Genomic DNA, 15,150 nt, shown 5'->3' with positions numbered 1-15,150 from the left:
GCCGTGCCGGATGACCGCACAGGGCAACCGGCGGGGCGGGGAAGAACGTCACACCAGGGCGGACACGGCACACACGTCGACGGGCGCCACAGCGTCCACGGGAGGGGTTCACTCTATGGCGGCGCAATTCGGCAGGAGGCTGTGCAAGGGAGCAGCGACCACCGCCGTGGCCGCGGCGGCGGTGGCGGCCCTGTCCGCGTCCCAGGCTCCCGGCGTCACGGTCGACGGCCACGGCCGGGAGACCACCTCCGACGCCGCACCCTCGCCCGAGGAGAGCGCCGACGGCGCCGGCGCGACCGGCAACTCGCCGTACTACACGGACCTGCCGCCCCTCAACAGCCCCAACCCCTCCCCGGGCAGCGGCACCGGAAGGGTCGACCCGGCAGCGGCCGAGGCCGGCATACCGGCGACCGTCCTCGACGCCTACAAGCAGGCCGAGGCGGCGCTGCGTGAGAGCAAGCCCGGCTGCAACCTGCCCTGGCAACTCCTCGCCGCCATCGGCAAGGTGGAGTCCGGCCAGGCCCGCGGCGGACGCGTCGACGCCGACGGCACCACCCTCTCGCCCATACTCGGCCCCCAGCTCGACGGCAACGGCTTCGCCCTCATCAAGGACACCGACGGCGGCGCCCACGACGGCAACAGCACCTACGACCAGGCCGTCGGCCCCATGCAGTTCATCCCGTCCACCTGGAAGTGGGCGGGCCGCGACGGCAACGGGGACGGCCGCAAGGACCCCAACAACATCTACGACGCCGCCCTCTCCGCCGGCCACTACCTGTGCCGCTTCGACTGGGACCTCTCCGACCGGCGCGACCTGAGGAAGGCGATCCTCAGCTACAACAACTCGACGGACTACCTGAACACCGTCCTGTCGTGGCTGGAGTACTACCGCAAGGGCACCCACGAGATCCCGGACGGTTCCGGCGCGCTGCCCGGGGACCGCAGCGACAACGGGACGACGCCGCGGCCCTCCCCGCCGATCCCGGCCACCCCGCCGGCGCCCAAGCCGACCCCCAGGCCCACCACCCCGGCGCCCGGCAAGCCGGGCGGCGCCGCCCCGAGCCCGAAGCCGACCGTCCCCGGCAGTGGCAGCCCGACCACCCCGCCGCCGGCCACCACCCCGCCGACCCCCACCGACACGGTGGACCACCTGGAGGCCGCGGGCACCGCGACGCTCACCGCGATGGCGGGCGACACCTTCGACAAGCGGGTCGCCGCCCGAGCGGAGACGGACGCCGGCGAGGCGGTGGCCAAGGTGCGGATCCGCTTCACCATCCACGGCGACACCGACACCACGTTCACCAGCGGCGAGAGCGTGGCCACCGTGGTCACCAACGCCTCGGGCGTCGCCGTGGCGCCCGCGCTCCGGGCCGGTGAGAAGACCGGCGCGTTCGCCGTCCGCGCCGTCGTGGTGGGCCGCGACATCCCGGGCGTCACCTACAAGGCGAACGTCACCGAACGCGCCGCCGACACCCTGGTCCGCACCGGCGACGCGGCGCTCACCTGCACCCCGGGCGGCGAGTTCGCCGGGCAGGTCGAGCTGAAGGCCACCTACGGCGGTGCCGCCGCCGGCAAGGTCGCCGCCACCGCCACGCTCGTCACGTCCGCCGACGACCTGGCGGAGAACGACAAGGGCCCCTACTTCAAGGACGCCGACGGAAGGACGGTCCGCACGCTGAAGGGCCTCACGACCGACGCGGACGGTCTGCTGAAGCTGCCGCGGCTGTACGCGGACGACACCACCGGCACGTTCCTGCTCCGCGTCACCACCGCGGGCGGAGCGACCCTCACGGTCGAACTGACCGTGGCGGCCGCCGAAACCGGGACCGGGACCGGGACCGAAACCGGGACCGGCGCCGGCGCCGACGCCGGAACCGGGACCCCGTCCCCGACCCCGTCGACCGGCACCGCCGCCTGAGGGTGCGCCGGCGCACGGCTCAGCGCCTGAGCCGTGCGCTCGTGTGCCGCGTCGGTTCGGCGGCGGCCGGGTCCTCGGGCCACGGGTGCTTGGGATAGCGGCCGCGCAGCTCGGCCCGTACGCCCTTGTAGCCGTCGCGCCAGAAGGAGGCGAGGTCGGCGGTCACGGCGGCGGGGCGCCCGGCCGGGGACAGCAGGTGCACCAGCAGCGGCACCCCGGCCACCCGGGGCGACTCCTGCAGCCCGAACATCTCCTGCAGCTTCACGGCGAGCATCGGCCGCTCCGGGTCGGAGTAGTCGACCCGGACCGCGGACCCGGAGGGCACGGTGATCCGCTCGGGCGCGAGCTCGTCGAGGCGCGCCGCCTCACCGGAGGCCCACGGCAGCAGCCGCCCCAGCGCCTGCCCGGCGTCGATCCGCGCGAGGTCGGCCCGACGGCGGGCGCGGCCCAGCTCCGGCTCCAGCCACTCCGCCACGCGCGCGTGCAGTGCCCCGTCGGACACGTCGGGCCACGGTGCGCCGAGCCTGCCGTGCAGGAAGGCCAGCCGCTGCCGCAGTACCAGGGCCCCGGCCGGCCAGCGCAACAGCCCGAACCCCTCCTGCCGCAGCCCGTCCAGCAGCGCGTCGCGCACGAGGGACGGGTCGGCGCCGGTGTGCGGCCGTACGGTCAGCTCCACCGCCCCCAGCCGCTCGACCTCCCGCGCGACGACGTCCCCGCCGTCCCAGCGGACCTCCTCGCGGCGCTCCAGCAGCGCGCCGGCCGCGTACCGTGCGATCCCCTCGTCGACGACCGCCCCGAGCCCCATGCGCGCGTGCCCGCGGCCCACCGGGCGGTCGGCCGCGGCCACGGCGACCCACTCCGCACCCCGCAACCGGGACCCGGACCCCGGCTCGGCCCGGGTCCCGCCCGCCATCAGGTACGAACCGCCGTCCACGCGGGCCACCCGCTCGGGAAACGCGAGCGCCGCCACCAGCCCCACCCGCGCGTCCTCCCCACCGTCACCCGCGGCGAGCGGACCACCGCCGGACACCCGCACGGAGCCCACCGGCCCCTGCGCGGGCGCGTCCCCGGCCCCAGGGGCCCCACCGGCCGTACCGACTCCTCCGGCCGTACCGACTCCTCCGGCCGTACCGACTCCTCCGGCGTCCGCGGGCACGAGCCCCCGCAGGCGGCGGACCTCCGTGCGCCAGCGGGCGGCGTACGCGTCACCCCCGTGGCGCGCGGCGCGCAGGGCGCCCGCCAGGTCGTCCCCGTACGCGCGCGGCGGTTCCTCACCGATCAGGGCGACCACCTCGGCGGCGAGTCCCGGACCCACCACCGGCGCCGCGTCCAGCAGGGCACGCCCCAGCCGGGGATGGAGCCCCAGCCGTGACAACCGCGCACCGCGCGCCGTCGCACGGCCCTCCGCGTCCACCGCGCCGATCGCCGTCAGCGTGGACCGGGCCGCCGCCATCGCACCCGTCGGCGGGGCGTCCAGCAGCGCCAGCCCCGAGGCGTCCGGATCGCCCCAGCAGGCCGCCTGGAGCGCGAACGCCGTCAGGTCGGCCACCTTGATCTCGGGGGAGGGGAACCGCGGCAGCCGCGCGTCCTCCGCCTCCGCCCAGCAGCGGTACACCGCGCCCGGCGCCTCACGCCCGGCACGCCCCGCCCGCTGCCGCCCCGAAGCCCGCGAGGCCCGGACCGTCGTCAGCGCGCTCAGTCCCCGCGCGTGATCGACCCGCGGCTCGCGCGCGAGACCCGAGTCGACGACCACCCGCACCCCGGGCACGGTCAGAGACGACTCCGCCACCGCCGTCGCCAGCACCACACGGCGCCGGTCCCCGCCGGTCAGCACCGCGTCCTGCACGGCCGCCGGCGCCCGCCCGTGCACCTGGAGCACCTCGACCCCGTCCGGGCAGCCCAGCTGCCCGGCCACCCGGGTGATCTCACCGACCCCCGGCAGGAACACCAGGACGTCCCCGTCCCGCTCGGCCAGCGCCCGCCGCACCACCGACGCCACGTGCGTCAGCAGCGCCGGATCGACCCGCATCCCGTGCGCCGGCCGCACCACACCCGCGGGAGGCGCCCAGACGACCTCCACCGGGTGCGCCGCACCGTGCGCCTCGACCACCGGCGCACCGCCCAGCAGCCGGGCCCAGCCCTCCGCGTCCGTCGTCGCCGACGCGGCCACCAGCCGCAGCTCCGGGCGGAGCGTCTCGCGCACGTCCCACAGGAACGCCGCCGCCGTGTCCGCGTCCAGGTGCCGCTCGTGGCACTCGTCGAGCACCACCACGTCCACCCCGCCCAGCTCCTGGTCGCGCTGGAGGCGCTGCAGCAGCACACCGGTCGTGACGACCTCCACGCGCGTGTCCCGGCCCACCGCCCGTTCCCCGCGCACGGTGAAACCGACCGACCCGCCGACCCGCTCGCCCAGCAGCCAGGCCATCCGCCGGGCCGCCGCGCGGGCGGCGATCCGCCGCGGCTCGGCGACCACCACCCGCCGCGCGGGCCCGGTCCCGAGCAGCCCCGCCAGCGCCAGCGGCACCAGCGTCGTCTTACCGGTTCCGGGCGGCGCCACCAGCACCGCCGTGCCGTGCGCGTTGAGCGCCCCGGTCAGACCGGGCAGGGCCTCGCGTACGGGCAGGACGTCCAGGACGTCGTGACGGACCACGCACTCAGTCCCGTACGCACACGAAGATCGCCGTGCCCGGGATCAGGTTCCCGCGCAGCGGGGACCAGCCGCCCCACTCGGAGGTGTTCCAGGTCGGCCACTCCGGTTCCACCAGATCCACCAGCCGGAACCCCGAGGCGACGACGTCCCGCACCCGGTCCCCGATCGTCCTGTGGTGCTCGACGTACACCGCGCGGCCGTCCTCGTCCTGCTCCACGTACGGCGTGCGGTCGAAGTACGACGCCGACACGCTCAGCCCCTCGGGACCCGGCTCGTCGGGGAAGGCCCAGCGGATCGGGTGCGTCACCGAGAACACCAGCCGGCCGCCCGGCCGCAGCACCCGGCGCACCTCGCGCAGCACCAGCCGCGGATCGGCGACGAAGGGCAGCGCCCCGTACGCCGAGCAGGCCAGGTCGAAGGAGCCGTCAGCGAACGGCAGCGCGACCGCGTCGGCGCACACCAGCGGGAACGGCCCGCCGATCCGCAGCGCGTGCTGCAACTGGCGGTGCGAGATGTCCAGCGCCACCGGACGCGCCCCCTGAGCGGCCAGCCAGCGCGAGCACTGCGCGGCGCCGGCGCCCAGCTCTAGGACGTCGCGTCCCTTCAGCTCCTCCGGCGGGCCGAGCAGCTCCGCCTCCACCTCGTCCAGACCCTCGGGACCCCACACGAAGCGGTCGTCGCCGAGGAACGTCCCGTGCTCGGTCTGGTACTCGTCCGCGTTCCGGTCCCACCAGCCACGACTGGCGTGTGAGCTCTCCGCGACACCGGCCTCCCGCCGGGTCGCCTCCGGTTCGGGCGCTACGGACTCTTGGATGATCGGCTCCCTCGTCGTACTCTTCCGTCCAGCCGGACTCCGGTGTGTCGCGGAAGCGGCTTCCCAGCCCCTGCGTGGCCTCGGAGGACGGGACTTGTGCCGGTTATGCGGCGATCCGCCCCGGGTGGGCGGCTTCGCGCATTGACCCTGCCCGGCTGCCCCCGTATGCTACAAGTTGCGCTGCGAGCTTGCGCGCCTCAGACGTAGCAGGCTGCGCTCGCATCTGTTGTATGTCCCCTCGGTTCTCGAGGCGCCGTCGCCAGTTTCTGGTGGAGCGCTTCCTTGGCTGTCCGGCTTCGGCAGAGCGAAACGGGCTCCGGCGTAGCAGTACCTACGACTTCAATGTCCGTACCGGAGCCCTTTCCCACATGACGAGCAGCACCGAGACCACCGCCACCACCCCGCAGGTAGCGGTCAACGACATCGGTAACGAGGAAGCATTCCTCGCCGCGATCGACGAGACGATCAAGTACTTCAACGACGGCGACATCGTCGACGGCGTCATCGTGAAGGTCGACCGGGACGAGGTCCTGCTCGACATCGGTTACAAGACCGAAGGTGTCATCCCGAGCCGCGAGCTCTCGATCAAGCACGACGTCGACCCCAACGAGGTCGTCGCCGTCGGTGACGAGATCGAGGCCCTTGTCCTCCAGAAGGAGGACAAGGAAGGCCGCCTGATCCTCTCGAAGAAGCGCGCCCAGTACGAGCGTGCCTGGGGCACCATCGAGAAGATCAAGGAAGAGGACGGCATCGTCACCGGTACCGTCATCGAGGTCGTCAAGGGTGGTCTCATCCTCGACATCGGCCTCCGCGGCTTCCTCCCGGCCTCCCTGGTGGAGATGCGCCGTGTCCGCGACCTCCAGCCCTACGTGGGCAAGGAGCTCGAGGCGAAGATCATCGAGCTGGACAAGAACCGCAACAACGTGGTCCTGTCCCGCCGTGCCTGGCTGGAGCAGACCCAGTCCGAGGTCCGCCAGACGTTCCTCACCACCCTCCAGAAGGGTCAGGTCCGTTCCGGCGTCGTCTCCTCGATCGTCAACTTCGGTGCCTTCGTGGACCTGGGTGGCGTCGACGGTCTGGTCCACGTCTCCGAGCTGTCCTGGAAGCACATCGACCACCCGTCCGAGGTTGTCGAGGTCGGCCAGGAAGTCACCGTCGAGGTCCTCGACGTCGACATGGACCGCGAGCGTGTCTCCCTGTCGCTGAAGGCGACCCAGGAAGACCCGTGGCAGCAGTTCGCCCGCACCCACCAGATCGGCCAGGTCGTGCCCGGCAAGGTCACGAAGCTGGTGCCGTTCGGTGCGTTCGTCCGTGTGGACGAGGGCATCGAGGGTCTGGTCCACATCTCCGAGCTGGCCGAGCGCCACGTGGAGATCCCGGAGCAGGTCGTCCAGGTCAACGACGAGATCTTCGTCAAGGTCATCGACATCGACCTCGAGCGCCGTCGCATCAGCCTTTCGCTGAAGCAGGCCAACGAGGCCTTCGGTGCCGACCCGTCGGCGGTCGAGTTCGACCCGACCCTGTACGGCATGGCCGCGTCCTACGACGACCAGGGCAACTACATCTACCCCGAGGGCTTCGACCCCGAGACCAACGACTGGCTCGAGGGCTACGAGACCCAGCGGGAGGCGTGGGAGACCCAGTACGCCGAGGCGCAGTCCCGCTTCGAGCAGCACCAGGCGCAGGTCATCAAGTCCCGCGAGGCGGACGAGAAGGCCGCTGCCGAGGGTGGCGAAGCCGCCGCTCCGGCCGCGTCCGGTGGCGGTTCGTACTCCTCCGAGGGTGGCGACCAGTCCGGCGCGCTCGCCTCGGACGAGGCTCTCGCGGCCCTGCGCGAGAAGCTGGCGGGCGGCCAGAGCTGAACGCTCCCCGCTGACGCCTAGCCGTTGACTGAGGGGCCGTACCCACCCGGGTACGGCCCCTCAGTGCTGCCCAAGACCCACGAGAACCAGCCCACCAACCCCGAGGTCCCACAGGACCTGCGCACCAACCCCCGAGGTCCGAAAGGACCTGCGCACCAACCCCCGCCAGGGGCGCGGGGAACTGCGCGACCGGCCCCTACCGGCCCGCGGCCGATCCGCCACCCTCGCCAGGGGCGCGGGGAACCGCGCGACCGGCCCCCACCGGCCCGCAGCCGATCCGCCGAACCCCCGGAGGGAACCGCGTCGCTCGGGAATGCCCGTGCCGCCGGGCACGTTGTGCCGTAGGGACACGAGGAGGAGCGGTCACTGTGCTTGATCCGCAGGATTTGTACGCATGGGAGCCGAAGGGGCTCGGCGTCGTCGACATGGCGCTGGCCCAGGAGTCGGCCGGACTAGTCATGCTCTACCACTTCGACGGATACATCGACGCCGGAGAGACCGGGGACCAGATCGTCGAGCGGCTCCTGGACTCGCTGCCCCACCAGCTCGTCGCCCGCTTCGACCACGACCGGCTCATCGACTACCGGGCCCGGCGCCCCCTGCTGACCTTCACCCGCGACCGCTGGAGCGACTACGAGGTGCCCGCCATCGAGGTGCGCCTCGTCCAGGACGCCACCGGTGCGCCCTTCCTGCTGCTGTCCGGGCCCGAGCCGGACGTCGAGTGGGAGCGCTTCGCCGCGGCCGTCCGGCAGATCGTGGAACGCCTGGGCGTCCGCCTGTCGGTGAACTTCCACGGCATCCCCATGGGCGTCCCGCACACCCGCCCCGTCGGCATCACCCCGCACGGCAACCGCACCGACCTCGTCCCGGTGACCAGCAGCGTCTTCGACGAGGCACAGGTGCCCGGCAGCGCCGAGGCCCTCGTCGAGTACCGGCTCATGCAGGCCGGCCACGACGTTTTGGGCATCGCCACCCACGTGCCGCACTACATCGCCCGTTCCACGTACCCGGACGCGGCACTGACCGCCCTGGAAACCATCACGGCCGCCACCGGACTCGTCCTGCCCGGCGTCGCGCACTCGCTGCGCACCGACGCCCACCGTACCCAGACCGAGATCGACCGCCAGATCCGCGAGGGCGACGAGGAACTGACCGCCCTCGTCCAGGGACTCGAGCACCAGTACGACGCCGCCGCCGGTGCCGAGACCCGGGGCAACATGCTCGCGGAGCCCGCGGAGATCCCGTCGGCGGACGAGATCGGCCGCGAGTTCGAACGCTTCCTCGCGGAGCGGGAGGGCGAGGGCTGACATCCCCCGGGCCCGGCGCACCCCGGCCCGGGCCCTGGACCTAGGCTGCTGTCCATGCTGACAGTGGGCCTGACCGGCGGTATCGGCGCCGGCAAGAGTGAGGTGTCGCGGCTGCTCGTCGAGTGCGGGGCCGTGCTCATCGACGCGGACCGCATCGCACGCGAGGTCGTCGAACCGGGGACACCCGGTCTCGCCGCGGTGGTGGACGCTTTCGGCGAGGGTGTCTTGGCCGCCGACGGCAGCCTCGACCGGCCCAGGCTCGGCTCGATCGTCTTCGCCGACGCGGACGAGCTGGCCGTGCTCAACTCCATCGTCCACCCGCTCGTCGGTGCCCGCTCCCGCGAGCTGGAGGAGGCCGCCGCCGAGGACGCCGTCGTCGTGCACGACGTCCCCCTGCTCACGGAGAACGGCCTCGCGCCCCTCTACGACCTGGTGATCGTCGTCGACGCGAGCCCCGCGACCCAGCTCGAGCGGCTCGTGGGCCGGCGCGGCATGAGCGAGGAGGACGCACGCGCGCGGATGGCCGCCCAGGCGACCCGCGAACAGCGCCGCGCCATCGCCGACATCGTCATCGACAACGACGTCCCGCTCGACGAGCTCGCACGACGCGTCGAGGACGTGTGGTCCGAGCTGGTCCGCCGGGCGCGGGCGTCCCACCCTGCACAGCCGGATCCCTCGGCACAGCCGCAGCCGCCGGAGCAGCCGGAATAGAGGCACCCGGGCGAGGCGTTGAACCCGGTCAGTGAGGGAAGGATGCCGCCGTGCCCGAGACCAGTGGTTCGACCGGACGTACGCCGGAGACGCATGTCATCGACTTCCGTGCCGCCGAGCAGCTGCTCGCCTCACGGGATCCGCGGGGCGCGGTGAAGCTGCTGGACGGCGTGATCGACGTCCACCCCGAGAACACCGCCGCGCGCCTGCTGCGGGCCCGTGCCTTCTTCGCGGCGGCCCAGCTGCGCCCCGCCGAGCTGGAATTCTCCCTCGTCCTGGAGCGCGAACCGGACAATGCCTACGCCCACTTCGCGCTCGCCCGCACCTATCAGCGGCAGAACCGCCCCCATCCGGCCAAGCGCCACTTCCGGCTCGCGGCCGCCCTGGACCCCAGTCCGGAGTACCTGAAGGCGGCCCGCTTCGAGGCGTGACGGCGGCATGCCCCCGCGCTACGGCCGCCCGACCGGCGGCTCGTACGGAGGGACGTCGCGTCCCGGCTGGTAGCGCGGACCCTGACGGATGTGCCGGACGACGAGTACCAGGTCGACCGTGACGAGCAGCCACAGCGCCCCGCAGGCCACCGCCCAGCCGGGGTGTCCCGCGAGGGCGAAGGCCACCGTCCCGGCGACCGTCCAGACCTCACCCCACACACTGAGCCAGAACCGCATCCGCAGAGCACTGCGTGCGGTCACCGGCTCACTACCCGTACGCATCGTCCTCACCGCCGCTTCCGCCCGCGACCTCCGTCTGCCTTTCCCCGCGGGTTCCCGGAACCAGCCATCGCTCACACGTACGAGTGAACCCGCGGCGGACTGGAACGAACCTGCGGAGGCGGGCCGTTGGACGGACATGGAGCTGAGAATGCGTGAGGGGTACGAGGGGACGGGGCCCGGGGCGATCACCCCGGACGGCTGCGCGGTGGAGCTGTACGCGCGGCTGCCCGTCGGGGACGAGCCGGACATCATCGCCGCCGCGGTGCCGCCGGGGGCGCGGGTACTGGAGCTGGGCAGCGGAGTGGGGCGGGTGACGCACGCGCTGCTGCAGCGGGGTTTCGACGTCACGGCGGTCGACGAGTCGGCGGAGATGCTGGAGCGCGTGCGCGGGGCGCGGACGATATGCGGCCCCATAGAGGACCTCGACGTCGGGGAGACGTTCGACGTAGTGCTGCTCGCGTCCTTCCTGGTGCACGCGGGGGACGTCGAGGTGCGGCGGGGCATGCTGCGCACCTGCCTGCGGCACCTGGCGGAGGGAGGGTGCGTGCTGATCCAGCGGGAGGGGACGGACTACCACACCGATGTGCCGCGCGAGCGGGTCGATCCGGCGGGCTTCACCGTACGGATCGTGTCGGTGGAACCGGTCGGTGACGGGGTCGACTCGGTGCACGCGGAGTACGTGTTCCCGGACGCGGTCTGGACGCAGACGTTCCGCTCCCGTCCCCTGACCACGGCACAGTTCGAGGAGGCGCTGGGGGAGGAGGGCCTGGGAGTCGACCGGTATCTGACGGCCGACGGGATGTGGGTGAGGGCGGTGAGAACACCCGCCGGACAGCGATGAGTTCACGCGTGAGGGACGGTCTTCCTCTGTGACAGCACGGGACCGCACCTCACAGGAGACCTCATGTCCGAGACCACCGCTTCCGCCCCGACCGTCGTCACCGGGCCGGCGACCGCCCGCGGACGGCGTGCCCGTGTCGCGCTGCGCGGAGTGCAGGTGCTGCTCGCGCTGTTCTTCGCGACCGCGAGCGCGCTGCCCAAGCTGATCGCGCACTCCTCGGCGGCCGGACCGTTCGCCGAGATGGGCTGGGGCGCCCCGGGCATGTACGCCATCGGCGTGCTCGAACTCGCGGGAGCGGTCGGCCTGTTGGTGCCCGTACTCCAGTCGGCGGCGGCGACGGGCCTGGCCGCGCTGATGGTGGGCGCGTTCGTCACGCAACTCACGGTGTTCGAGGGTGAGAACGCGGCGACACCGGTCATCCTGCTCGTGCCGCTCGTCCTGATCGCCTGGACCCGCCGCCACCACAACGCGGACCTGCTGCGCCTGCCGCACGGCCGCAGCTGAGGCGCGGAGGGCGGTACCGGCCGGGGCCCGGGCTGCCTCCGCCGTGCCGTCCTCGCCGTCGCATCATGTCCTGTCGAGCCGCCGGTTCCCTGGCCCTCCTGCGGCCGGGGCTGTCGGGGACCGCCGGGTCAGCCCCGTCGGGAGCCGCCGGGGCCTGCGCGGCGGGACGAGCGCCCGGTCTTGGCACCCGGTCCGCCCGCCGTACGCCGGCCCGTGGTCCGGCCGCCGCCGCCCGGTTCGGCGGGTGCGGCGCCCAGCTGACCGGGTTCGGCGAGTCCTGGCACGCCCGGTCCGCCCAGACCACGCAGGCGCTCCATCTCCCGGCGGTCGCGCTTGGTCGGGCGGCCGGTGCCCCGGTCGCGGATGCCGGCCGGGGCGACGGCGTCGCGGGGCGGGGGCGGCGGTGAGTTGTCGAGGTAGCACTGGACTGCGACCGGGGCACCCACCCGCTTGCGGATCAGCCGCTTGACGACGACGATCCGCTCCCGGGTCTCGGCCCGCAGCCGCACCTCGTCACCGACACGGACGGAGTGCGAGGGCTTCACCCGCTCGCCGTTCACCCGGACGTGCCCGCCCCGGCAGGCGGCGGCGCCCAGGGACCGCGTCTTGACCAGCCGCACCGACCAGATCCAGCTGTCGATCCGCACGGATTCCCCGCTCGGCGGACCGGCCGCCTCGGCGGCCGCCACCGCGGCGGCGATCTCGGGGTCGGCGGGCACGGCCGCCGCCTCACCCGGACCAGGAGTGCCCGCCCCGGCCGACCTGTCGTGCTCCGCACCCTCGGTACCCATGGTCCCGACCTTAGCCCGCTCGCCGCGCGCTGGACTGGGAACTGCGCGGCACGAGTGTGCTGCCCCGGCCGCGCAGTCCGCAGGAGGAAGCGACCCCGGCTCCGGTGTGACCGCCGTCCGACAGCCGTCGCCTCCTCCCAGGTCATCCGAACATGCGCGGCCCGGGAAGGCTGTGGTGCCCCGGGGAACAAGCCCCGGGGCGCCACAGGTGCGGTCAGACGCCGAACGCGACGGGGTACTGGATGGTGCCCGCCGGGACCGGGCGAGTGTCGTCCAGAGCCATGGCCATCATGGCCTCGTCAGGTACGTCGAAGGGGGCTCGGATGCCGAAGCGGGAGGCCGGCGTGAAGCCGAACCGAGGGTAGTAGTCGGCGTGGCCCAGGACGACAACGAGGTTCTCTCCCGCGGCCCGGGCGGCGGCCAAGGCGGTGCGGATGGCCGCGGAGCCCGCACCGGTGCGCTGGGCTGAGGGCAGTACCGCGCACGGGGCCAGGGCCAGGGCAGGTTGACCGTCGACGTGGCAGCGGGTGAGCAGCGCGTAGCCGACCGGGGTGCTGTCGGGGGCTGCGCTGACCATCGACAGGCCGTCGATCCACGCCTTCGGGTCGGTGCGCAGGGCGTCGACGATGTCGGCCTCGGCGGCGGTGGGGAAGGCCGCGAGGAGGATGTCCCGGACGGCGGGGATGTCGTCGGCGGTTTCGGGACGGGCGGTCCAGGTGGTCATGGTTTCGTCCTCAGTGGTGTCGTGGGGGCGGAGGATGTAGGCGGCGTAGTCGTAGTCGCTGCCGTGTTCGCGCCGCATGCCGATCTCCGTCCGGTGTGCGGCCAGGGCTTCCGGCATGCCGGGCTGCTGCGGGTCAGCTCGGGCCAGGCGCTGGGTGAGCGGCGTGTAGTACTCGTCCCACCAGTCGCTTTCCGGCAGCGGCCAGTGCGCGCGGAGGCGATAGCCGGCGGCCTGCGCGGCGTCGGTGTTCGCGGCGCGGGTGCGCAGTGGGTAGGCCGCGTCCCAGTAGGCGAGCGCCGGGGCAGCGGGGTTGGGCACGGTCCACTCGATTTCGGTGACGACGAGGACGCCGCCCGGGGCGAGCAGGCGACGCCAGGCGCGCAGGGCGACGTCGAAGCCGATGGTGTATACGGACCCCTCGGCCCAGATCACGTCGAAGCTGTGATCGGGGACGGACAGCCGGTCCATCGAGCAGTTGACGGTCGTCACCTGGTCGCCCAGGCCCCGGCGGGCCGCCTCGGCGGCGAGGCCGTCCAGGAAGGGCTGGTGCAGGTCGACCGCGGTCACCTGCGCGCCGGCCTCCTCCGCCAGCAGCAGGGTGGAGCGGCCGGGGCCGCAGCCCGCGTCCAGCACCCGCGGGCACTCGGGCAGTGGCCCGGCCGTCTCCAGCAGGCGCCGTGTGGTGGCGTCCGAGCCGGGGCCCTGCCGGGGCAGATCCTGGTGCAGGGCGAAGAACGCCTCCGTCACCGGGTCGGTGCCAGGAGCGTGGCCGGGTGTGTCGGTGTCGTTCACAGCTGGCGCTCCCGGAACTGGTAGGTCGCACGCAGGTGCCGCGTGATGTCCTTCCTGGCGGCCTCGCGGTCGGTGCGCAGCCGAGCGTCGGTGCGGGAGGCCGCGTAGGCGTTTTCCCTCAGCAGTTGGCGGTAGCTGTCCAGACGGCGCTGGGGAATCTCGCCTGCCTCGACGGCAGCCAGCACCGCGCAGCCGGGTTCGCTCACATGTGCGCAGTCCGTGAAACGGCAGTCCTGTGCGAGGTGTTCGATCTCGGTGAAGGTCTGCTCCAGCCCGTCCTGGGCGTCGTGCAGGCCGATCGCGCGCAGACCGGGGGTGTCCAGCAAGACCCCGCCGCCGGGCAGCGGAGTCAGCTCCCGCCATGCGGTGGTGTGCCGCCCCTTGCCGTCCACGTCGCGCACAGCGGCGGTCGCCAGCCGCTCCTCGCCCAGCAGCTGGTTGCCCACAGTGGACTTACCCGCGCCGGAGGGGCCCAGCAGCACGATGGTGCCGTTCAGGACGGCCCTCAGGGTGTCCAGGCCCAGCCCGGTCACGGCGCTGGTGACCAGCACATCCGCGCCTGGTGCCACCTCGGACACCTCGGCTGCGGCCAGTTGCGCGTCGGCACACCGGTCGGCCTTGGTGAGCACCACGACCGGCTGGGCGCCGCTCTCCCAGGCGAGGGCGAGCATGCGTTCGGTCCTGCCGTGCTTCAGCGGGGTGGCCAGCGACACCGTCACCGCGACCGTGTCGATGTTGGCGGCCAGGACCTGGCCTCGGGAGGTACGCGAAGCGGTGGATCGCACCAGGGCGGTGCGTCGCTCCAGTACCGCGTGCAGCACTGGTCCGTGACTAATGGTGGCGGGACGCAGGGCGGCCCAGTCGCCCGTGCACGGTGGCGACAGCGGATTCTTCCGATCGGCGCCACCGGGGATCTCCGCACGGAGGATTCCGGCGTCGGTGACTGCTTCACACGAGCCGCGTTCGGCTCGCACGATGCGGGCCGGGATCAGGCCGGCATCGCGATGGGGCGCGAAGGCGTGCTCGCACGCCTCGTCCCAGCCGTAGTCCGTCAGGGAGTACGGCTGAGTCTGGTGGAAAGGAGATGAAGACAACGTGGAGACCCTTGAACAGGGGCCCCGTCGAGCGCGAAGCTCCGCCCCCGTGAGCCATCGGGCTTGGGCGGGGGTGAACGTCAGGTCAGACCGGGGCCCGGGACGTGAGGATGGTCCGGCGTGCGCTGCACACGGCAGCGGCCTTCACGGCAGACATCAACTCACCTCCCCTTCCTGGTCTCGCAGTTGACCCGATCGTCCCTGCTCCGCCAACGCTAACACGTCCCTTCCCGGCGTCGGGCAACGCCGGGAAGGGAGGGCGTCGGTGTGCCCTGCGCTCGGCGAGGAGCAGCGGGCCGCGGGTACGGGCGCTCACGCGCCTGCCCTTCCCGGCCGGCAACAGCGTCCGCTCGGTCTGGAAACACCGCGCCGGGGCTCGCCCTCACGCCAGGCGCACCACCGTGCGGGCCGCCCACCGCCGTCTCCTCC

13 protein-coding genes are annotated in these 15,150 nt (G+C 73.2%); 7 read left to right on the top strand and 6 right to left on the bottom strand.

From position 1 onward, the window contains the following. The first annotated feature begins 115 nt into the window (after window positions 1-115). A complete protein-coding gene (locus ACZ6A9_RS05480) occupies window positions 116-1,918 on the top strand; it encodes a lytic transglycosylase domain-containing protein (protein ID WP_468978827.1) in 1,803 nt (600 codons plus the stop codon). 19 nt (window positions 1,919-1,937) lie between these two features. Here the strand turns inward: ACZ6A9_RS05480 and ACZ6A9_RS05475 are convergent, their stop codons facing one another. Together ACZ6A9_RS05475 and ACZ6A9_RS05470 are read right to left on the bottom strand one after the other, a co-directional pair. Continuing rightward, entirely contained in the window at window positions 1,938-4,568 is a 2,631-nt protein-coding gene (locus ACZ6A9_RS05475) for an ATP-dependent RNA helicase (RefSeq protein WP_468978824.1), read from the bottom strand. A gap of 4 nt (window positions 4,569-4,572) precedes the next feature. Further along, window positions 4,573-5,385, bottom strand: a complete 813-nt coding sequence (locus ACZ6A9_RS05470) for a class I SAM-dependent methyltransferase (RefSeq protein ID WP_468980634.1) — start codon at window positions 5,383-5,385, stop codon at window positions 4,573-4,575. A 365-nt stretch (window positions 5,386-5,750) separates the two neighbouring features. Here ACZ6A9_RS05470 and rpsA point away from each other — a divergent pair, with 365 nt between their 5' ends. From rpsA to ACZ6A9_RS05450, 4 genes are all read left to right on the top strand, one after another. After that, window positions 5,751-7,244 (top strand): 30S ribosomal protein S1, encoded by a 1,494-nt coding sequence (rpsA, locus tag ACZ6A9_RS05465; RefSeq protein WP_189555291.1) that lies wholly within the window; start codon window positions 5,751-5,753, stop codon window positions 7,242-7,244. A gap of 368 nt (window positions 7,245-7,612) precedes the next feature. Next, window positions 7,613-8,551 (top strand): PAC2 family protein, encoded by a 939-nt coding sequence (locus ACZ6A9_RS05460; protein ID WP_468978820.1) that lies wholly within the window; start codon window positions 7,613-7,615, stop codon window positions 8,549-8,551. Between the two features lie 54 nt (window positions 8,552-8,605). Further along, window positions 8,606-9,262 carry a dephospho-CoA kinase gene (coaE, locus tag ACZ6A9_RS05455; RefSeq protein ID WP_468978817.1) on the top strand — a complete coding sequence of 219 codons (657 nt, stop codon included), beginning with the start codon at window positions 8,606-8,608 and terminating at the stop codon, window positions 9,260-9,262. A gap of 50 nt (window positions 9,263-9,312) precedes the next feature. Continuing rightward, window positions 9,313-9,693 (top strand): tetratricopeptide repeat protein, encoded by a 381-nt coding sequence (locus tag ACZ6A9_RS05450; RefSeq protein ID WP_468978815.1) that lies wholly within the window; start codon window positions 9,313-9,315, stop codon window positions 9,691-9,693. Window positions 9,694-9,711: 18 nt separating this feature from the next. Here the strand turns inward: ACZ6A9_RS05450 and ACZ6A9_RS05445 are convergent, their stop codons facing one another. After that, window positions 9,712-9,975 carry a DUF6343 family protein gene (locus ACZ6A9_RS05445; protein WP_468978812.1) on the bottom strand — a complete coding sequence of 88 codons (264 nt, stop codon included), beginning with the start codon at window positions 9,973-9,975 and terminating at the stop codon, window positions 9,712-9,714. Window positions 9,976-10,111: 136 nt separating this feature from the next. Between ACZ6A9_RS05445 and ACZ6A9_RS05440 the strand changes: the two genes are divergently transcribed. Then, window positions 10,112-10,816: a class I SAM-dependent methyltransferase gene (locus ACZ6A9_RS05440; RefSeq protein WP_468978809.1), complete on the top strand. Its 705-nt coding sequence runs from the start codon at window positions 10,112-10,114 to the stop codon at window positions 10,814-10,816. 63 nt (window positions 10,817-10,879) lie between these two features. Further along, on the top strand, window positions 10,880-11,320 hold the full coding sequence (locus ACZ6A9_RS05435) for a DoxX family protein (RefSeq protein ID WP_468978804.1): 441 nt from the start codon (window positions 10,880-10,882) through the stop codon (window positions 11,318-11,320). A gap of 128 nt (window positions 11,321-11,448) precedes the next feature. On the opposite strand, the gene ACZ6A9_RS05430 is transcribed toward ACZ6A9_RS05435, so the two are convergent. From ACZ6A9_RS05430 to rsgA, 3 genes are all read right to left on the bottom strand, one after another. Further along, window positions 11,449-12,111: an RNA-binding S4 domain-containing protein gene (locus ACZ6A9_RS05430; protein ID WP_468978799.1), complete on the bottom strand. Its 663-nt coding sequence runs from the start codon at window positions 12,109-12,111 to the stop codon at window positions 11,449-11,451. A 214-nt stretch (window positions 12,112-12,325) separates the two neighbouring features. Then, window positions 12,326-13,627, bottom strand: a complete 1,302-nt coding sequence (locus tag ACZ6A9_RS05425) for a GNAT family N-acetyltransferase (RefSeq protein ID WP_468978797.1) — start codon at window positions 13,625-13,627, stop codon at window positions 12,326-12,328. After that, window positions 13,624-14,721, bottom strand: a complete 1,098-nt coding sequence (rsgA, locus tag ACZ6A9_RS05420) for a ribosome small subunit-dependent GTPase A (protein WP_468978794.1) — start codon at window positions 14,719-14,721, stop codon at window positions 13,624-13,626. The genes ACZ6A9_RS05425 and rsgA overlap by 4 nt, the downstream gene beginning before the upstream one ends. Window positions 14,722-15,150 lie beyond the last annotated feature (429 nt).

This window comes from Streptomyces sp. NPDC041124 (assembly GCF_055592385.1).
Note: the sequence above shows the minus strand (reverse complement) of the source record. Positions and strands in the feature narration are given on the sequence as shown.